The 20988-nt window shown below is 33.1% G+C and carries 18 protein-coding genes; 11 read left to right on the top strand and 7 right to left on the bottom strand.

The genetic code is table 11. The annotated features are described in order from the left end of the window. Nucleotides 1-119: 119 nt before the first annotated feature. The 4 genes from AC13DP_RS00665 to AC13DP_RS00650 form a co-directional block, all read right to left on the bottom strand. Complete coding sequence (locus tag AC13DP_RS00665; RefSeq protein WP_483067129.1) at nucleotides 120-467, bottom strand: hypothetical protein; 348 nt, start codon at nucleotides 465-467, stop codon at nucleotides 120-122. A 55-nt stretch (nucleotides 468-522) separates the two neighbouring features. Then, nucleotides 523-1185, bottom strand: coding sequence for a hypothetical protein (locus AC13DP_RS00660; protein WP_483067128.1), 663 nt, complete (start codon nucleotides 1183-1185; stop codon nucleotides 523-525). 56 nt (nucleotides 1186-1241) lie between these two features. Continuing rightward, a complete protein-coding gene (locus tag AC13DP_RS00655) occupies nucleotides 1242-1484 on the bottom strand; it encodes a hypothetical protein (protein ID WP_339812244.1) in 243 nt (80 codons plus the stop codon). A 440-nt stretch (nucleotides 1485-1924) separates the two neighbouring features. Next, nucleotides 1925-2167, bottom strand: a complete 243-nt coding sequence (locus AC13DP_RS00650) for a hypothetical protein (protein ID WP_483067127.1) — start codon at nucleotides 2165-2167, stop codon at nucleotides 1925-1927. 489 nt (nucleotides 2168-2656) lie between these two features. Here AC13DP_RS00650 and AC13DP_RS00645 point away from each other — a divergent pair, with 489 nt between their 5' ends. From AC13DP_RS00645 to AC13DP_RS00635, 3 genes are all read left to right on the top strand, one after another. Beyond that, the gene (locus AC13DP_RS00645; protein ID WP_347407384.1) at nucleotides 2657-2884 is read left to right on the top strand and encodes a MauE/DoxX family redox-associated membrane protein; all 228 of its coding nucleotides are present in this window, start codon (nucleotides 2657-2659) and stop codon (nucleotides 2882-2884) included. A gap of 26 nt (nucleotides 2885-2910) precedes the next feature. Beyond that, the gene (locus tag AC13DP_RS00640) at nucleotides 2911-3081 is read left to right on the top strand and encodes a hypothetical protein (RefSeq protein WP_483067126.1); all 171 of its coding nucleotides are present in this window, start codon (nucleotides 2911-2913) and stop codon (nucleotides 3079-3081) included. 98 nt (nucleotides 3082-3179) lie between these two features. Then, nucleotides 3180-3452 carry a DUF6520 family protein gene (locus tag AC13DP_RS00635; RefSeq protein WP_347407385.1) on the top strand — a complete coding sequence of 91 codons (273 nt, stop codon included), beginning with the start codon at nucleotides 3180-3182 and terminating at the stop codon, nucleotides 3450-3452. A gap of 68 nt (nucleotides 3453-3520) precedes the next feature. On the opposite strand, the gene AC13DP_RS00630 is transcribed toward AC13DP_RS00635, so the two are convergent. Genes AC13DP_RS00630 through AC13DP_RS00620 form a run of 3 tightly spaced genes read right to left on the bottom strand, consistent with a single transcriptional unit; the run spans nucleotide 3521 to nucleotide 10772 of the window. Next, nucleotides 3521-6370 carry a M16 family metallopeptidase gene (locus AC13DP_RS00630; protein WP_347407386.1) on the bottom strand — a complete coding sequence of 950 codons (2850 nt, stop codon included), beginning with the start codon at nucleotides 6368-6370 and terminating at the stop codon, nucleotides 3521-3523. Between the two features lie 9 nt (nucleotides 6371-6379). Next, nucleotides 6380-7768 carry a RagB/SusD family nutrient uptake outer membrane protein gene (locus AC13DP_RS00625; RefSeq protein ID WP_347407387.1) on the bottom strand — a complete coding sequence of 463 codons (1389 nt, stop codon included), beginning with the start codon at nucleotides 7766-7768 and terminating at the stop codon, nucleotides 6380-6382. Nucleotides 7769-7778: 10 nt separating this feature from the next. Continuing rightward, nucleotides 7779-10772 (bottom strand): SusC/RagA family TonB-linked outer membrane protein, encoded by a 2994-nt coding sequence (locus AC13DP_RS00620; RefSeq protein ID WP_347407388.1) that lies wholly within the window; start codon nucleotides 10770-10772, stop codon nucleotides 7779-7781. Nucleotides 10773-11728: 956 nt separating this feature from the next. Here AC13DP_RS00620 and AC13DP_RS00615 point away from each other — a divergent pair. The 8 genes from AC13DP_RS00615 (at nucleotide 11729) to AC13DP_RS00580 (ending at nucleotide 20497) form a co-directional block, all read left to right on the top strand. Further along, nucleotides 11729-12010 (top strand): hypothetical protein, encoded by a 282-nt coding sequence (locus tag AC13DP_RS00615; RefSeq protein ID WP_013071668.1) that lies wholly within the window; start codon nucleotides 11729-11731, stop codon nucleotides 12008-12010. A 112-nt stretch (nucleotides 12011-12122) separates the two neighbouring features. Continuing rightward, nucleotides 12123-13238 (top strand): three-Cys-motif partner protein TcmP, encoded by a 1116-nt coding sequence (tcmP, locus tag AC13DP_RS00610; RefSeq protein ID WP_347407389.1) that lies wholly within the window; start codon nucleotides 12123-12125, stop codon nucleotides 13236-13238. Further along, nucleotides 13238-13963 (top strand): DUF5131 family protein, encoded by a 726-nt coding sequence (locus AC13DP_RS00605; protein ID WP_347407390.1) that lies wholly within the window; start codon nucleotides 13238-13240, stop codon nucleotides 13961-13963. Before tcmP ends, AC13DP_RS00605 begins: the two co-directional genes overlap by 1 nt. A gap of 132 nt (nucleotides 13964-14095) precedes the next feature. Then, a complete protein-coding gene (locus tag AC13DP_RS00600) occupies nucleotides 14096-15301 on the top strand; it encodes a Shedu immune nuclease family protein (protein ID WP_347407391.1) in 1206 nt (401 codons plus the stop codon). Nucleotides 15302-15487: 186 nt separating this feature from the next. Then, a complete protein-coding gene (locus AC13DP_RS00595) occupies nucleotides 15488-16342 on the top strand; it encodes a hypothetical protein (RefSeq protein ID WP_347407392.1) in 855 nt (284 codons plus the stop codon). A gap of 145 nt (nucleotides 16343-16487) precedes the next feature. Next, nucleotides 16488-17657: an SIR2 family protein gene (locus tag AC13DP_RS00590; protein ID WP_483067125.1), complete on the top strand. Its 1170-nt coding sequence runs from the start codon at nucleotides 16488-16490 to the stop codon at nucleotides 17655-17657. 48 nt (nucleotides 17658-17705) lie between these two features. After that, nucleotides 17706-18449 carry a hypothetical protein gene (locus AC13DP_RS00585; RefSeq protein WP_483067124.1) on the top strand — a complete coding sequence of 248 codons (744 nt, stop codon included), beginning with the start codon at nucleotides 17706-17708 and terminating at the stop codon, nucleotides 18447-18449. A gap of 272 nt (nucleotides 18450-18721) precedes the next feature. Continuing rightward, nucleotides 18722-20497, top strand: coding sequence for a hypothetical protein (locus AC13DP_RS00580; protein ID WP_483067123.1), 1776 nt, complete (start codon nucleotides 18722-18724; stop codon nucleotides 20495-20497). Nucleotides 20498-20988 lie beyond the last annotated feature (491 nt).

The following is a 20988-nucleotide window of genomic DNA, read 5'->3' as shown; positions in this document are numbered from 1 at the left end:
AGCATGAGCAAAATCAGCATAAATAAGGGTTGTTAACAAAAGAGGTAAGTTATGAGTCTCCCCCCAGACCCCCCTCTTTTTAACAACATTATCTCATTTAATTTATTAGGTTTATTGTCCTAAGGATGGGGGGAATTATACATAAAGGAATGAAACATAAATTGGTCTACACCATAAACGTATAATTCGGCGCCAAAAAAAATAAAGGCATAGCAAAAAGCAGCTAGAAAAGCTGCTATTCTTGTTTTATAACCAAGTATTAAAAATAGTAAGCTAACCGGATAGATGATTTTTAGTGTGGTATAAAATTCATCAGTATAGTTAGCATCAAAAATATGTTCTAATAGTCCTTTGGTTATGGGATCAATATTTGAAGATAAGACGGCCATTAAATCAAAAGGAATAAGCTTACTTGTATAAAGCAAATTAAAATCATTCAATATGGATAAGAAATATAATAGTCCCAAAGAACCAACAGCTATGCGAAAAAATGAAGGGAAATGTAGAAGGGCAGCTAGAGATTTAGTCTTCGATTCTGGTAAGGGTTTGAGAAGATTTTTCGTAGATAACCTGCCATTGAAGGTAAGCCGTTCTCTTTTTATAGGAATCTTTTTCAATCTCATTTGGTTGTATATAATAAATTTTAGAGGTAAATGATTTGTAATGAGGATATTTGCTTGATAGTTCTAGCCCCATCCGTTTTAAGGTAATGTCCAAAAGTTGTTTTTGCGATTCTATCCTTTTTTCTAAATCCTCTTTAGCCTGTTGTGATGTTGCCTTATCAAGATCATTTGTATATCTGTTGATTCGGGACATTATGGATAGATTTAATCTGTTGGCAAAAGTTATCGCTCTTGTTTTACCATTAACACCATTGAATAATTGGGAAGCATCAATTTCATCTATCAATTGTTCATTTTTATCTTTAAACTCAAAAACAATTCTACAAGGCCCTTGAAGTCCTTTTCCAAAAAAACCATAAGCTACGTCCAATTTTAAAAAAGAAAATATGTAGCTAATAGTGGAGTTACTTCTTATCGCTTTATTGTAACCTGGGAAAAAATAAAAACTCGAAAAAGTGTCTTTAGAATTTAAATCATCTAGAAAAGTATTCAATGAAAAATATATTAAATTGAAGCTATAAATGATCAGAATAGCCATAAAAATCTTTTTTTTATTTTTCATAATAGGGTAAAATGAAAAAGCAAAAGTGAGAAGATGCTCACTTTTGCCTAAAACAGTTAATACTTTTGAAGCACTTCGTTAACATCCTCTACTGGTTCTTCAGGTTCAGGATCGGAATCACATTTAGTGAACCAGCATCCCTTAGTAAGAATACTTGTTCCTGCCGCGCTATACGCTACATTTTCTGCGTTAGCCTCATCCATAAATTTGGTTACGGGTGCATCAGCATCTGTCGAATTCGCAAAAGCGAATAGACCGAAAGTGGCTACAAATGCAAATGGAATAAATAATTTTTTCATAATTTAAATTTTAAAATTACCCTACTCTTTAAAGGATTTTCGGTATTCTCCTGTCTTGATGGTTAACTAGTTAATTTAAAGACGTTTAAATTTAAAAATTACTTTATCTTATAAATGAAAATAAGCCACGTATTGTGCGTGGTTTTACCACGTTTTTTTAATTGTCTGATGGAGTTGCAAGTATTAGAGTAGCATATAAAGCCGTTTAGACATTATTTTATGAAGGAATTTATAAATAAGAATTTGAAAATGAAATGTTCCAACGTGTGGATGCTTGAACAATTTAAAAAATATTCAGAATCGAAATCGTCTAGAAATTATTAAAGAAAAAATAAGTTGGCGAGCAAGTGTGGAGTTATAGAAAGGGGAGAGTAATTTTTTATTCTTTGTTTAAAAAGAAATAGAATGAAAGTAAAAAACCTTACTTTACTTTAAGTAATTCAATATTTAGCAATTATATTTTTTACTTCATTTTCTGTTAGCTTAGTTGGCGGCACACAATGAATATACCAGCATTCTTTAGTAAGAATAGTTTTGCCCTTTTCGTTGTAAAACACCGTATTATCTGTAGAAGTAGCCTCATTCATAAATTTTGTTACTGGTGTATTCGAATCTTCTGAATTTGCAAAAGCGAACAGACCAAAAGTAGCTACAAATGCAAATGGAATAAATAATTTTTTCATAGTTTATGATTTAGTTGAACCTACTCTTTAAAGGATTTTCGGTATGCTCCCGATATATTGGTTAATTGATTAGTTTAAAGACGTTTAAATGTAAAAACTAATTTTTACTAAAAACGAAAATTAACCACGTATAGAGGGTGGTTTTACCACGTTTTTTTTAGTATTACAACACTAATTTAATGTGTATGTTTCTTCCCGAAGAAAATGTATAAACGTGGTTTCTCCACGCAAAAAACGTGTTTTTTTGCCTCCTATTTTTAATCTAGTTAATTTAACTTTAATCACATTTTAATGGTCACTTAATATATGGCTTGAATTTAGAAAGAGGTGAAATATAGCTTCTAACTTAATGTAAATGATGAAGGGGAGATGATAAGCCTAAAAATAGAAACGCAAACGTTCTTATAATTCTAATAACTTCAGAATTACATTTACATTCTAATCACCATTTCGCTCTTTTCATTTCAGGTCAATGAAAAATTAAGAGTTATGGAAACAAGGAGTTATGTTACAAAAATTTTACAAGTAATACTAGGGATTATATTTCTCTATGCTGGCTTAAGAAAGGTATGGGAAGGTGACTTATTTTACCACACTTTACTAAATACACCTTATTTGGAAAGTAAGGTTTTTGCAGAATGGGGAAGTATAGGAGTTCCAGTAGTTGAAATCTTAACGGGAATATTCCTACTGCTATTTTCCCGAAACGAAAAATAATAGGGGTATTATGCTGCTTTGGGCTTTTGTTACTCTATACGGTCTATATGGTTACCCTCCTTTTTTTTGGCGATGGTATTCCCTGTACCTGTAGAACGGTCTTACCATTTTTAGGATGGTATGGTCACTTATATTTTACCTTAGCCTGTTTGGTGCTAACACTACTCTTACTATTACTAAGATTACGAAAGATTTAAAAATACTGATAAACCGTTTTGTTGCGCGACAAAACCAGGAGAAAGCTGAACACCTGTAAAAAATAGTAGGCATATTTATTCATCTTAAATTTTTAATTATGAAAAGTAAATTTTTGATTCCGTTGTTAGCGGTAATTTTTACGACCGCAATGTCCTTTACTACAGCCAGAACAGCTGTGGATCCAGATAATGATTATATTTTTAGAAATGGAAATTGGCAGATGATACCTGAAGTATCTTGCGTTTCTGGAGCAAGTGATTGTCAGGTTACCGTAAATCCCGATGGCTTGGATTATACAGTGTATGATTCTAGGAATTTAGGTGATGCCAAACCGGGTACCGGTGAATCTGAAGGAGAGATTGAATTATAATGGATTGTTTCCTTCTTAAAATGGCCTCGGGTAGAATACCCGAGGCTTATTTTTATCACTAGTTATGGTTACTTATTCATAGGAATATTAGACGGGATCCAAAATTCATATTGATTTTTAGGCTTAAAAACTTCTTTGGCAAGTGCCACGATGTCTTTTAAAGTTGTTTCAGAGATTACCCTATCAATATCTGTTTTAGATATCCAAGGGATCAGGTACCTATAATATTCAAATAATCGTTGTTCCTGTTTATATAGGCTTGAAGAATTAATGCTTCTAACATTAGCTTTCGCATTTTCAAAGTGATCACTACTAATATTCCCTGTTTGAATGTGTTTTATGATTTTATGGATATCATCTTGAATAGCAGTGCTTTCAAATGGTTCACATTCTATTCGCAAAGAGGTCATAAAACGGGATAAACTAATGTTGTAATCTGTATTGGCGTGTGGGGAATATATGCCATATCCTTTTTTATACCTAAGATCTAGAAATAACATCTGATCCAAAATCTTGCCCAATACTCCCAGCTGTAACTTCTTTTTCCAAGTAAAAACTTCGGGCTTGCGACTTAGAAAATATAATTCATAATTATCACTTAGCATTGGATAACCTAGGTTTAGTTTTTTGTAAAGAGGGCCACCAATTAATAATGAAGGTGCACTAATTTTTCTCTTTTTCAATATCTCCTCCATATTATTCGGAAGGTTTCCTAAGTATTTCTGTATATCGGGCAATAGTGTCTCTATAGAATAATTTCCGTATAGGATAAAAGTAAAAGCTTCAGCATTGCCAAATATCTTTTGATAGGAGTTATAGGTTTTATTCAAATCTATGTTAGATAATCCTTGGTGTTGAAAAGTTCCCATATTTATAAAACTACTATCCTTAAAAATAGTTTTAATTTTATTCTTCATATCCACATTACCTAGTCCATAAGGAGGATTACTGTATTCTTTTCGTTTCGTTTCTTTCCAGTCCTCAAATGCCAACTTATTTTTTCTCGGTTGGGTGGTATAGAGGTAAATCATCTGTAACAGATCATCGAAGGAATGAAGCTTAGCATACCCTGTAAATCCTGATTCACTATAGTTAACATAGGGATGAATATTGATGGGATCTTCCGATTGAGAAAGATAGCGGTTTACCTGAAACTTATCAAAACTGCCCACTCCTGAATTTTCAATAATAAACGGAGCGTTGATGACCGAGTGATAATCTTCCTTTGGAAAATTGGCAGCTCCGTAAGGTACAAATCCGTGTAGAGTAATAGTAGGGTTTTTTATATTAGCAATACTACTGTCCTGTAAAAAGATAATTTTCACACCATTTTCCAGCATTAACTCTTTTGTTCCCATTTTAGTAGAAGAATACACCAACTTTTTATTGGAGATACTTTTATCGAGATAACTATCATCCATCAAATGTTCAGGGATTTTTGGAGGTTTATAGGGATCGATCTCTCTTATCCAGGATTGTTTAATCCACGAGCGTAATTCTTTTTCTTTAAGCCTAAATGCCTTTTGGTTTTTATGAGCAATAATTCCAATATCTTCCGGCATTTCCCTAATCAATTCTTGCAAGTAGCTATTGAATTCTGATCGCGATAAATGCTGCCACCATTCATTGAGCTTCTCTATTTTATCATCAGGGAATGCTTCTCCATAAACATCATACTTTATAATTTCTTCCACCCAATACCTATTATGATTAGCATTCTGTGTTTTCCTATCGTTTTTCACCGTTGCCCATTCTTTTTCCGTAATTCCATATTTTTTTAATTGATGTACCGATTCAAAAAAACGTTCCAAGGCTAATTTTTCATAACTTGGTGTTACGGATATCTCACTTGTTAGAAAAAACGGATGTTCTTTATACTTCATCCAAAAATTAAACTTGGGGCAATAGATGGATTGCTGTTCTTTAAATCGCTTATTGAGGATAGCGCTTATGGTTTCGAAAAGTATTCTCCTCTTGAGCCCTTTTACATTCTGAATTTCCTTATACATCAGGGAATCCCGGTAATCAAGATGAATTTCAACTTCCTGAGATAATCCTTCTTCCAGTTCACTGGATGGTCTTTCCACTTTATAAAATTTTGGTTCCTGTTCGTAATAAAGGACAGCACAATTTCTTTTACGAATTGATGTTGAAGGCTTAGGGAGGTCTGAAAAGAGCTGATGGATTTCTTTTTTTATAATTTCTAAATTCGGGATATCTCCAACCACGCTTACCGCTGCTAAATCCGGGCGATACCATTTTTTATAAAATTGTCTAACTACTTGTGGTGGGAAATTGGCGTTATCTTCCAAAAAAAATTCTTGTGATTTTTTACAGGAATTACGTTTTGCATCGATTTGGCTCTTTACGATACGATTGCTAAGGTCATTCCCGGCACGATGTAAAAATTCCTGTCTTAATGTTGTTCGTTCTATGTTTATATCTTCCGTCGTTAACAATAATCCATTTAGAATATCTTTAAACCAAAGTAGGCCGGCGTGTATAGCCTCTTGATTGCCACTAGGGATACGTATGGTATAATGTGTATAATGATAAGCAGTCCCGGCCGTAGCATCGTTTTTCTCAATGCCTAAGCCCGCTAATTTTTGAGTATTCTTGATACCCTCAGGAAAATGAAGACTAGACCTGAAAGCCAAATGTTCAACCGCGTGCGAAATATCCTGTTGGTCAGAAGCTTCTTCATTAAAGCCGGCACGGATCCATAGGTTTAAAGAAATATTAGTTGTTCCTTCAATAGGTTTTAGATAATAGTTTAAACCATTGGACAAATGATTGCTGTAAACCGCAGAGGTAAGCCTAAAGTCTTTATCATTTAAGTTTTCCTGCTCCTGTGCATTAAAGTTGCTTGCCCCTGCCAGTAAGATATAAACTAGTAGGTAATAACAATAGTTCATCATTTGTGAGTTTTAATATCCCGGGTTTTGCCCCAGATTAGGATTTTTGATTCGTTCTTGTTCCGGAATGGGAAATCGTACATCAGTAGATTCCCAATTAGCATTATTAGCTCCCAGTATGGCAGAAGCTTTTTTGAAGCGGATAAGATCAAACCAACGATGTCCCCATTCCGTAAAGAGTTCACGTTGTCGTTCTTCCATTAAAAGCTCCATAAGCTCTTCCTCTGTACTATTGGAGTTATTACTTATTAAATCAATACCGGCTCTTGAGCGGATAATGTTGATATCTGTAATCGCCCCTGAAATGCTTTGACTTTTAGCGCGGGCTTCTGCACGGATAAAATATTGTTCTGCCAATCGCAGTACCATCGAATATTCTGTGATGTTATTCGAACTATTGGCATCTTTATATTTAAAAGGATAGTACGCTTCACGTTCCTCATTATATCCTATCCAATGGACATAGCGGAGATCGTTTGGAGTAAAATTTTCAGGAACATCATCAGTAAGTGTAAATACTGGAAAACTCGAAATAAACAGATAACCTTCATTGGTGTTTGACGTGGCAGAACCTCTTCCGGCAGGGGATAGTTGCCAAATTGCTTCTGTACTATTTTTAAGAAATACTGCATCTAAATCTGAAAGTAGGGAGTACATTCCCGATTGGTTAATTATCTGGGTACTGTAATACTCAGCTTGTTCCCAATTTTCTAAATAGAGGTGTACTCTTGCCAGGAATGCCATTGCCACATATTTGTTTACAAAGATGCGCTCGCCATTCCGGTATTCTTCCGGTAAAACTTCAACAGCCAACCGTAAATCAAGCAATACCTGATCATAAATATCAGCTACCGGCTTGCGTGCTAATCGTGCATTTTTACGATAATCAGTTGTTAATGCCAAAGGAACTTCCCCATATAGATTCACCAAATAGAAATATGTAAAAGCACGAATAAACATTGCTTCCCCTTCAATTCTCTCTTGAAGGCTTGCTGTGATTTGGGTTGAACTTTCCATCCCTTCCAGTAAAGCGTTTACCTGATAAATAATTTTATAGGCACTGTTCCAAAGGCTAAGGTTGGGAGGGTTATTAGGAAGTATTTCATTTTCTTCAAATTCTAAATATTCCAAATCACTTTGGTCATAGGCTGTAATTTGGTGGGCACTTAATCCTGCTAATGCAGTTATACTGCTAGCCCCGCCGTTGCTAAAATTACCAATCCTAAAGAGTTCGTTATAAATTCCTTGTAGCGCACTCTCAGCCATTGCATCGTTATTAAAAACCTGTTGGTTCACCAGTTTATGAGCAGGAGGATCGACTTCTACAAAGTCTTCGCAACCACAGAATAAAATGCAAAGACTAAAAATCATTGGACGAGCAAGAATTTTATTGAAGGTCATAATGTTAATTTTAAAAGTTAAGTTGAATACCAAGGGAGTATGTTCTTAGATTGGAAAAACTGGCACCCGTGCCGTTGGTTACTTCAGGATCCATCCCTTGGTAATCTGTAAAAGTGAAAAGGTTTTGGCCGGTAAGAAATAATTTGGCTCCGCGCATTCCTATTTTTTGTAATGGAGCTACGGGAAGATTATAGTTTAAGGAGAGTGTCTTTAAACGTAAAAAAGAAGCATCGGTATAGCCCAAAGAAGAATTAGTGGCATTGGTATATGCTCTTCTGGATGCCGATGAATTAGAAATGGTTTGATAGGTACTGTTATTGGTTAAGGCTTCTGCTACTACCGCACGTGAGTTCCCTAAAGAACCCGCTCTAAATAAGGTTAATCGACCTTCTTGTTTAACGAATTGCCATAAGAACTGAAGGGAAAAATTTTTATAGTTAAATTGGTTTTGTATGCCTCCATAAAATTGGCGGTTTTGATTTTGTACCACCACCTGATCTTCATAGTCAAATCGACCATCGCCGTTTATATCGGCAACTTCATAGAAACCGGTCTCGGGATTTATACCTTCATACTGGTAGAGTAGGGCAATATTGAGAGGTTCTCCAATACGATATGTATTGGCATAAGAAGATTCTTCCAGATTGGGATAACTGATCAATTCATTCTCAGGGAAGGTTAGATTCACCGAAGTTCTCCAACTGAAATCTTTTTTCTGAAAATTGAGGCTGGTAAATTCCAGTTCCCATCCCCGGTTTTCTACTATAGCGGGAAGGTTGGCCTGGACGCTGTTAAAACCGGTTACCCCTGGTAAGGGCAAACCTACCAGTTGACTGGAAGAACGGTTGCGGTACCAACTGATATTCAAATTTAATCTTTCATTTAAAAAACCTAATTGAAGCGCGGCTTCCAATTTCTTATTAATTTCCCACGAATAATCAGGATTGGCCAAGGCTACAGGATAGAGCCCTCCCGCTCCCGGAGTAGCTTCATAAGCATCTAGGTATCCATAATCCCCAATTTGATCGTTTCCTGTACTTCCATAACTGGCCCTGAGTTTCCCAAAGGATAGAAAATCAAGATGATCCATAAAGCCTTCTTCAGTAAATATCCAGGCTGCACCTATTGCTCCAAAATTGGCAAAGCGTTTTCCCGGCCCAAAACGGGAAGAACCATCTCTTCTGCCGGTAAGGTTAAGCAGGTATTTATGATCCCAGTTAAGACCTATACGGGCAAATAGGGCATTGTATTTATAAGTAGTAGACTGTCTTCTACCGTTGCTCAGGCTTTCTGAGGCCGCAATATTACCAATTAAGGATTCTGATACGTAACCTGTTGCGGTAAACTCTGTAATGCGGCTTTGGTTTTCCTGAAAGGTGCTACCAATAAGGCTTTCTATTTGAAGTTTATCTAGTTGTGTCGTATATTCAAGTTGCGGTTCTACAATCCAAGAATTGCGTTTTTGCAAAAGATGGATAGATTGTGCCTCCAAAAATTCCCAGTACAGCGGGTTGTAAGAGCGTTTGGGAATTTTAAATGTTTCTTCGCTGTTGTAATTGGTGTACCCTAAATTGGTTTTTAAGCGAAGCCCTTTCAATAATTCATAGGATAGGGATAGGTTGCTAATTAAATTGGAAGCCTCAATCTTACTGGTATTAAAGTAGCCGTTGAAGGGATTATCTATTCCTGTTTCTGTCCATTCTTCCCAATGAAGGCTTCCGTCTTCGTTAAAAATAGCCGGAGCATTAGGTGCTAAATTAAAGATGCTGGAAACAAGGCTTCGGTTACCAACAATTTTATTGTTATCCAAACCGTAATTAATCGCGGTTTGCAACTTGAATTTTTGATCTTTTGAATGATGATTCAAACTAAGCCCTCCCGTAGCTTTTTGGTAGTTAGCATCTCCCGGATATACGGTTCCCTGTTCTTGAAAACCTCCATTTAAACGGTAGCGCGTAGTTTGGTTTCCTCCGGTAAGGGTAAGATTAAGGTTGATAATTGCTGCATTACCTCCTAAAATTTCTTCCTGCCAATCGGTATCCCGTTCTTGATCCCATACCAAAAGATCGTAAGCGTTAAACTGGGTAGGTTCTGTACCATCATTTTCAAAAGCCCGTCTCCTAATTTGAAGGTATTGTTCGGTATGTAATAAATCAATTCGGTTAGGAACCTCAGAAAATCCAGAATAAACTTGTACCTGAACTTCTGTCTTTTCAGATTGTCCTTGTTTGGTGGTTATAAGAATGACGCCGTTGGCTCCTCTAGAACCGTAGATAGCCGTGGCATCGGCATCTTTTAAGACTTCTATACTTTCTATATTAGAAACATTTAAGGTGCTTAAGGGGTCTATGCCTGTAAAGCTGAGGTTACTATTGCTCTCTAGGGGCGAAGAATTAAGGGGCATTCCGTCAATAATATACAAGGGGTAATTCCCTTCTGCCCGTAAACTGTTTTGTCCACGAATACGAATAGTAGGGGCGGAACCCGGCAGATCATTACCCGGACTAATTTCTACTCCGGCCATACGTCCTTGCAAAGTTTGCAACGGGCTTACCAAGGGTTGTAGTTCAATCTCTTTTGCGGTAACTTTGGCAATATTCCCGGTACGTTCCCGCTCGGTAGTTGTATAATAACCGGCATTGATCACGACTTCAGAGAGTGCATCGGCGTTTTGTTGTAATTTTACATTCCCATCAAAATTTTGGGTCACGACCAGTATTTTGGTGGTGTAACCGATAAAAGAGTAGGAAAGGGTATCGCCTATAGTGGCATTAATGCTATATTTTCCCTCTAAATTGGTCATCGCTCCCTGGCGGCTGCCTTTAATAAGAATATTTACACCGGGCAAGGGGAGGCCTTGTTGATCGCTTACCGTACCGCTGATGAGGTGCTGAAATCTATTTTCTTTTGTTTCGGTACGGGCTTGTACCTGTATGAGCCCTAAAAAACAGGACAATAGGAATAGGGGCACTGCACAAGGGCAGCACTTGTTATTATTTTTCATAATTTTGCTGTGGTTTGTGGTTACTTAATAGTTTAGCAAGCCATAGCCTTCCCCAACGGACTCCAATCTCACCGGGGAAGGTTTTTGACTTTTTAGCCTTAGGTTAACTCAAATGTGTGTGGTTCTGTTTCTTCTTATAGATCATAGTTTAAAGGTTAATATTTCGTCATTCCGGGGCCTGACCCGGAATCTCATCCTGATGGGCACCTTTTCAGCTTTCTTTTTTCAATTTCCCACTCTGGCTTCGATTCATTTTTCCGTTGAAAAATTACTCAGCCGCCGTTATCATTATAGGTCACTGAGTGATTTCGGAGAAATTGTATCGAAGTGACCGGTTTTATAGCCGTTAGCTTTTCTCAATTCTAACAGCACAGCGGTCTATTTTCTAGCCTCTAGCGTTCTAACTTCCCTTCATTGGCATTATTTTAATTAATATTCTACTACACTTAAATTCGCACCCAATAGAATTCCCCCCTTTTGGGGTTAGGGGGAAATTCCCACCCATCACCACAGCAAAACGTAGGGTTGGCCGTGGTTTCCCGGACTAGCCTAATGGCGTATCCAATTTTTTTTATAAAAACGTATCACGGTATTAGAACTGTGACCAATTGCGATTCTAGTTTTAAATAGGAAGCTTGCTAAGAATTTAAAGGGAGTATCAACATATTTGAATAAAAATAGGTGTGGAACTCAACTTTTTGTATAGGAGGTACTGGCGTGTACCCTTACCACAAATAAGTGAGCCCACACCCTTTTAAAGGCGTGAGCATCTGCACTTATCATCTCGTGGTAATATAAAAACGCCAGTTTTCCTATACGAGATTCAAAGCGATGCTTCTAATATTTTATATTAAGAAGTAATCGCAAATATAACAATACGAACCAAATATAATAAAATTTTATAAAGTAGTCCAAGTGGCTTACTTATTTTTTGTGACCTTTTTGGAAATTGTGGTATGGCAGAACTTTCACAAGAAAATATAATCCTTGCAAATAAGATAGCGACTAGAATGAAAAATCTCCGCGAGCAGAAAACTGGTCCCAAAAAAATGGACTTTGTAAGAAAATATAATGTAGAAAAACAAACAATTAATCGGTGGGAAAGTCATATAAAGCTAAATGTAAAAACAGGAGAAAAAAAGGGTAGGGGAATAACTATTTATTCAATAGAGGATTTCTGCAAACTAGTGGGAATAACTCTTACAGAATTCTTCGATGACGACTTATTTAGAGAGTAATTAATTTCTTATTTTATGGTAAACCGTAAATGGTTTAGGTAGATTTTGGTTAGATTTATGTGAGATATGAAATGAAAAGTTTAAGTACGCTATCTGCAAGCTGAAGAAATCAATGAGTAACAAAAAATCACAGATTAATTTATTAAACCATTCTGAAGCAAAGGTTAAATTATTTGGCGACTACATTCAGAAATATTTGAATATTATCTGCAATGATGGGTATACGAAATCAATCCATATTGTCGATTTGTTTTGTGGTCCAGGAATTTATGAGAACGGTGGAGAAGGAAGTCCAGTGATAGCATTAAAAAAAGTAAAACAAACATATTATCAATTTATCAACAAAAGAGAAGTCAAATCACCCCAAATACACTGTCATTTTAATGATATTGACAAAAATAGAATCGATAATCTTCGTAGTCATATAAAAGGAAACAAATTACATTATCCAAATTTTGGAACTCTAAATTTAATTAACAAAGACTACCTTGAAATTGTAAAGGAACTTCCAAATAAGTTTAAAAATTTTAAAGACACTAAAGCTTTTGTTTTTATTGATCCATTTGGATATAAAGAAATAAAAGCGAAACATATTTTAAACTTACTTGACTGCAATAATAATTCTGAAGTTCTGTTATGGCTACCAATTCAATTTATGTATCGTTTTTCAAAATCTGGAACGCCAGAAGTATTAAAGAATTTCAATAAGCAATTACAAATTGAAACCGAAAAGCTTAACAACGAATGGGAATATATTCGTTCCTTAAAAGAAGGGTTTCAGAAATTTATAGGGAATAATTACTTTGTGGATAATTTTACTTTGAAAAAAGAAGAGAATACTGTTTTCTGCCTATTTTTCTTTAGTTCACATATTCGAGGTTATGAAAAAATGTTAGAGACCAAATGGGATATTGATAATGAGCAGGGAAGAGGTTGGAAATATAATACTGGTCAACCAACTCTTTTTTCAGTTTTAGAGACAAATAAGCTTGAAGATTCATTAATTAATTATTTAAAAAAGAACAGAACGAATGGAGAAATTTATGAGTTCTCTCTAAGGGAAGGTTTTTTACCTAAGCATTCTACTCAAATCTTGAAAAAACTTCAAAGCGAAAATAGACTCGAAATATGTAAAGTAGATAATTCTAAAATTCGAAAAGGTGCTTTTTACGTTAATTACAAAGAATATAAAGAGTACTTTAATAAACTAACTATAAAACTTAAATAATGGCACAATCAAGTATAGAATGGACAGAAATGACTTGGAATCCAACTACTGGATGTACCAAAGTTTCTCAAGGTTGTAAATTCTGCTATGCAGAAATTATGTCTAAAAGACTTCAATCGATGGGTCTTGAAAAATATAAAGATAATTTTCAAGTAAGAACACACGAAGAAGCTCTTAAAACGCCCTATACTTGGAAAAGTCGAAAAGTTGTTTTTGTTAACTCAATGAGTGATTTATTTCACGAAAAAATACCTCTCGAATTTATTCAGAGAGTTTTCAAAGTAATGAATGATAATCCACAGCACGTTTTCCAAATTCTAACAAAAAGAACTGAAAGACTATTTGAATTACATAAAGAATTAAAATGGTCACATAATATTTGGATGGGCGTTTCTGTAGAAGATGAAAAAGTAGTTAAAAGAATTGACTATTTAAGGAAAACTAATGCCAGAGTTAAGTTCCTTTCACTAGAACCATTAATTGGTCCATTGAAAAATATGGACTTAAATGAGATTGATTGGGTCATCGTAGGGGGAGAAAGTGGACATAAACCAAGACCAATTGATGCTGATTGGGTTCTTGATATTCAAGAACAATGTGAAAAGGCAGATGTTGCATTCTTTTTTAAGCAATGGGGAGGAAAAAATAAGAAGAAAAATGGCAGAATTTTGAACGGACGAACATATGATGAAATGCCAGAAATTGAATTACAACATAGTGTTTAAAACCAGCAATTAGAATCATATTAGTGATAGTGCAAAAATAAAGTTGGCAATTTTAGATATCTTAGTTTTTAGTTAATCTACAACAAATTGTTTTAAAAAACCTAAAAGGGCAATACAAATTGAGCAAATATTATGATTGGAGATTTTGAGAATAATGAGTATGATTACTATAAAGGTAAAGTACCGAATAAAACTTATGTTTCTAAAAGAATAAACTCAAAAAGTCCTGAAATTGAAAATGGAAAAGTTGTGGAAAAAATAATTCCAATTCGTTATGCTTCAAAAGTTTTAGATTTAGAAAATGCTTTTGGATTTATAAAAGAAAAAGGTGAAATAAAATTAAGAATTACACCAAGCGGAAGACAAGAAATTACAGCAAAATTTTTAGAAGATAGTAGAGGAATTTACATCCTTCAAATTCAGAAATTTACAATAGAAACTGGATCACCACATAAAACTTATTTTTCATTTAGGGGGGATGAAATACGCAAATTGGTTGACTTTATAAAAAGTATAAAAGATCTACATATTGAAGATGAAAATGGAATCAAAATTAGTGATGAAGAATTACAAAAGCTTATCTTAACAAAGGAACAGGCATTTTCATTATATCGTGATAACCAAGCAATTTTCAAAGAAGTGCTAGAAGAAAATATTACATCTGAGGAAATCAAAAATCTTGTTTATAAAAAAAAACAACTGGACTATTTTGAAAATTTAATAACTAATAAAGATTTTTTTGAATCTGAAAAAACACGTTTAAATCTTTCAAGAGATGAAAGTCTTTGGCAAAATTTTTTTGAAAAAAATACTTGGATATTTGGATATGGACTTCAATATATCATTAACATTCCACTCCAAAATAAAAAATTAGAACAGGTAGTGGATGGTTATGATATTGTAAATCGTGGAAAAAGGACAGACGCTTTAATGAAATCCAAAGGAATAATAAATTCGCTATGCTTCGCAGAAATAAAAACTCACAAAACTAAATTATTGAATTCTAGTTACAGACCAAATGTGTATCCACCTTCTAATGAATTATCTGGAGGAATTTCTCAAATACAGAAAACGGTACAAAGTTCGCTAGAAAATCTTGTCAATAAATTGGAACCAATTAGTCAGGATGGTGATCCTACTGGAGAGGAAATATTTATGTACCGCCCAAAATCAGTTCTGTTATTAGGCTCATTAGAAGAATTTACCACTGAAAATGGAATAAATAAGGAAAAATATAGTTCGTTTGAGCTTTATCGAAAAAGCATAAAGGATATTGATATTTTGACCTTTGATGAATTACTTGAAAGAGCGAAATTCATAGTAAATACAACTGACTAGATGTACTGCTAACAATAAATTTGAGTGTTGCATAAGTGAGTAACCAAAAACAACTTTTTGATATTTTAAGGAAACCGTAATTATAGTCTAAATTAATTAAATATATTTAAAGTATTGATAACCGGGAATTGAAAAGGATAAAAACGAATTTTTAAGTAGATATAAAGTGTTACCTGCAAATTAAAAATGAAATTAAAACAATGGACTTTATTTATTGATATGCTTGGCTATGGAGCTTTGAATAGTAAGATTAACAATATTGAAACAGCTGATAAACTGCTTAAGTTTATGAACTTTAACAGCAAAATTTTTTCTTCTCAGGACAATGATTATATGAAAGAAGAATATGCTAAAAACTCTTTCAATTTGTATGAATTTTATGAGATTCAAGTATTACTGATTTCAGATTCTTTGGTAATTAATTATTTTCCAAAAGAAATAAAAAGGAATATTTCCGAAAAAACTAAAACTTACCATTCAGCAAATACTCTATTTATTATAATCAAACGTCTTCAAACTTTCATATATCATTGTATGTTAGAGAATAAAATTTTTGTTAGAGGTGGAATTTCAGATAAATTTTGTTTAGTTAAAGACAATTTCGCTGTAGGAGAAGGTCTCATTGAAGCATATAAAATCGAATCAAAAATTTCAAAGTACCCCAGAATTTGTTTGTCAAAATCGATTCTAGAGGATCAAAATACTATAGATGCGTTTAATCACATAACAAGTTTAATTTATAAGAAAAATTCATTTCTTAAAGAAGATTATGATGGAGAATACTTTTTGGACTATTTACTTCATAATATTTGTGAACCAGAAATATTACCAAAACAAAAATATGTTAAGCATAGTTTTTTCAGACTACATAAAGAAACTATAGAATTCCATTTGAACCAAATAAAAGATAAAATTAGAAATAATAAAAGGAGTGAAAAAATTGATTATCATAATAAAAATCTTGAAAAATATGAATGGTTAAAAAAATATCATAATGATTCTCTTGAGGATAAATATTTAAATAAATACATAATAAAATAAAATCTTCAGGTAACACCGAATAACTGCAATTGCGGCTTTGTGTCCTGCGGACACAACCGCAAAAGCATAAAAGTCGGGAATTTCGTCTATCTTAGTTTCTAATCAATCTTTAAATAAATTTTATTTAGGACCGTTATGAATTATTATGAAAAAACCTAGTTCGTCAAAAATCTTTCAGGAACTTGTTAAAGAAACTAGTTATAAAGATAAAGACTATACTAAATTGATTAGTCTTACCAATATGACATTTTTTCTGGGAGCTGGATTTTCAAAATCTTGGGATTTAAAGTATCCAAATGGTCAAGAGCTCTTCTCATTGGATAGAGAAGATATGTCAGACGATTTTACTGATTTTTTACTTAGCATTGGCTATTCTGATTTGAAAAGTATTGGATTTAATGAATTTAAAGAAATTGCCTACCAAATAAGTATGCAAAAAAAATATCCTTCTCTTAGAAGAAGGTATATCGATGAATACAATTTGCAGATAATTGAAAATGAAATTAGCTCTATTATTACTAAAAGATTTAATAAACTAATTCCTCTAAATTATATTGAGAATGCATCTAAAAAATTAGAGTTAGAAAAGAGTCCGAATCAAAATCAAAAAAATATTGTTTCATTTTTCAGCTGGTTAGAATCTCATACTACAGGAGATACTGACCAAATTCCAGAAGGATTAAGAATTAATTTTATTACCACTAATTACGATTTTTTGATAGAATCAATACTAGACGAAACGCTAGGGTCAGACGATACACATTTAATTTATGCTTATAGAGGTTTTACACCTAAATCCACAAATAAAGCTAAAACGCCTACGACAATTCATCGACATTGGTTGGTTCAAAATTTAATTAAATTGAACGGAGGCTTTGAGATATTTGGTTCCGACGAAAAAGGATTTAATGTTGACTATACAAATAAAACTGCTAGAGAATTAAACCGTAATGCACCTATATTAATTCTTCCAAATAGAGAACAAGATTATACAGGCAAATATTTCCAAACTATATTCCCTAAGGCGGTTAGAACCTTACAAGAAACAAAAATATTGGTTATTGTAGGTTATAGTATTCCAGATGAAGACGCTTTAATCAGATTGCTTCTCAGACAATTTGCAGAAGAAAATGTGGATGGAACTGAGAAAGTTATTTTTTTCATTGATTTAATGAATGAAGATGAGCAAATTCAAAAATTAGAAAATGTTTTTCCATATCATAATATGGCAAGAAGACGGTATAATATAATACCATTCAAGGGAACTTTTAACGATTGGATAAACGAAATAATGGCAATAAATAGCAATGTATAACACTGTATCCTATAAAAAGCAATAATCCAGTTCTGTAAAAATAATAAGATGCTTGAAGAAATTAAGAAGTCTGGAAAACCTTATGTCTTTAGATATAGACCTGACAATGATTTTACTTTAGACGAAATAAAAGAATCATATATTTATTTTCAAAAACGTGAACTGTTAAACGATCCCTTCGATTCTACACCAGATTTAATAGATCTAAAAAATATCGATATAAAGAAATTATTCAATGCTTTTGAAGTAAAAATAGGAAAGCAAAAAATAGACTACATCGAAAAAAGATTAAGCTCAACACAGTTAGAAGAAACCATTAAAGAATCAATTCCTGATTTCATTAATAAACACGGCATAGCTTGTTTTTCAATGCTTCCTGGTATAAATATGCCTTTATTGGCGAATTATGCTAATAATCATAAAGGATTATACCTGCAATATAATATGGATTTAGATCCAAATCTTTTTAAGGGTATTAGACTTATGAACTATCAGAAGGAATTAAAAAAAATTTCAATTGAACTGCTAGAGAATGAAAATGATATCTTTGAAATTTTTTATCTGAAACAAGAAAACTGGGCCTATGAAAAGGAATTGAGATTAGTAAAAGAGAACTTTGGGAAATATTCTGTAAATAGAAATGCTTTGAGGAATATTATATGTGGTTATAATTGTTGTGACGAATATATTGATAGTATACTAGAATCTAATAAACAGAATAAACACGTTTCTGTATGGAAAATGGAAAAGCCTACAGAACATAACAGACTGAAATTAGATCTAATAAAGTAAGGCTAATTATCTTCTAAGATTTAATTTTTGTTAAGCCTTACTTTAATAATTTCCATCCTTAGAACAATAATGATATCTGCAACCACACAATGTAGTTTTTCTATTCAATACTGGAGTTTTTCTATTAGTTAAATAAGCTTCCTGTAAGTATTGTAAGGGAAACCGTAATTCTACCTTAAATTATTTAGATATATTTAAAGTGTTGATAACGGGGAATTAAAAAGAATAAACACGCATTTTAAGTAGATATAATGTGTTAGGCGCGATTTTTTATGACTAGAACTCTGATCTACAATATTCCAGGAAATGGAAATATTAAAGCATTACTCTTTGATCATACAATTAAAACCTATGATTTTTTAAATAGTGAACATTATAATCACATTAAATATTTAAAGAATATAAATCAACTTGGAAGATTAAGATATGTGTATCCAGGAGCCCACCATAATAGATATGAATACGTTTATTTACAATGGGCATTTATTACTGAGTTGGTAAAACAAAAAGACAATTTTGGACTTGGTACTCAAAGAAATTTCTATGGTAAAATTAATTCGTGTTCCAAACACCCAACTACAGGTGAATTATTACAATGTCTCGTACTACTGACAAACATCGGTTATTCAGAAGCAACTTTTGCCGGTAATAGAGCTTGGCTACATTCAATAAAAAATAATAATGAATTAAGAAGAACTTTCAAGCAAGGACTTCCAAAAGAAGCTTATGGGATAATGGAAGAAATTATAGAAAGCTTTGATTTCTATAGGTTCCAACATCTGATTACTCTTTTTTTACTTCAAAGATATAGACGACGGGATGATGGAGAAGTGGACTTTCTTACGAATCTCTTAATTGGTTATATTAAAAAGGAAGATGATAGTATTCACAAGATTAAGTTATGGGATTTATTCAATAATATTAGAAAAATATCATTCCTAACCTTAGATTCTCTTTATTCCCCAGTTCCTTTTTCATTAAGATTATCCTCAATAATTCTAAGTTTTGATGAGTATTATAAAGATATGATCCTCAAGAAAACTGGTTATACTCAAGCCTTAATTGAACTTGAAAGCGTCCTACAAAATTCAGTTTATCTTAGCCCTGAATCGGTAATTTGTACTTCAAAATCTACCAGAGAAATTTTATCTGCTCTAGAAGATAAAAAGGATAAATTCAAGAAGATTAGCACTTTAAAATCATTGATTTTAAAAAATGTTATGAAAAATGATTTTGAATCGAATTTTATTAATTGGAGTATTGATCAAACTATAACTTTGAATTATGAAAACTCCTCTGGCTATCTTTCCGATTCTATTAATTCACCAATTGAATGGGAAAATTCTTTTATATCAATTCTAAAAAAATCAAAAATAGAATTGGGAATAGTTCCTACACCAAATAGGAATCTATTAAAAATTGCTATTTCTATAATTTCAGATGACTTCAAAAGCCGACTCGGAACATCCCTAAAGCTAGTGAGTGTTTTTCATAAAATCAATAACTCGTTTTCTAAAGATTATAAAAACCCTAAAGAATTAGAAAACTATAGAGAGGTTTATGATTTTATTTTAAAAGCAGTTTTTGGGTGGCACAACAAATTTATCATTGACAATAAAGATCAACGTTATAACCCTATATTTATAGAAAGTGGTAAAGCTAAGATGATCAGTGCTATTAATAATTATTATAAAAAAGTTGAACATTCACTTAATGCTGACGATTTATTTGAAATAACTCAGCTAAAAAATGCAGTAAATAAATATGGTTATAGCGGTTTAATGCTTGGATATGTAGGTGCCACTAAAGTTCTATCTACAGGAAAGAACAATTTATCGGCAGAATTTGATGGAGTACTAATTTTGCCAAATAAAACTATTGATGAAAACTTTATGTTCGTTATTGAAGCCAAAAACTTTAATAACGGATTTACGCAAGCTCATAAACAATTACAACAGAGAATTCCAAAGGTATTATCAACTAAAATTCATCACGAAATAAAGAAGCTAAATGCTAATACAGCAGTTACAGAAATGAGATTTAAGTAACGGAGCCTAACAAAGGGGCTCGCAAATGGCGACTTTTAAGATAAAAGTAATTATAGAAACCAAATAAATGGTTAAGCCGACAAGTCTGCATACCAACTCCCGCAAACTTCGATAATAGCAACCGTTGTTTACTTGCAAAGAATTAAACCTCCATATTAAAGAGCTTAACAAAACAAATCTAAAATTAAATATTTTTTTGTGTTTCTGTCTATTAATCGTAAATTCGTTAAGCTTTTACGGACGCTTTCCACTCATCATAGAAAAGTCGTATCGACACCGTTAATTCAAAACATAGTTAAATCGAAGTATATTATCGCTTTTAGAGACTGATTGATGAGTGACATTTTTTATATTGGATGAGCCGGCCATAGTGAACCACGTGCGCCGGATGAAAGTGAGCATAGCAAACTAAGTGCGCAAAATCGATTCTACTGTGGTTAAATTTACTATTTATTTTTAAGTTTTTTCCTCATTGATTCCCCCTTGATATC

This window comes from Zunongwangia sp. L-65 (assembly GCF_056859415.1).
The sequence above is the reverse complement of the archived record's forward strand: the minus strand, read 5'-3'. Positions and strand labels throughout refer to the sequence as shown.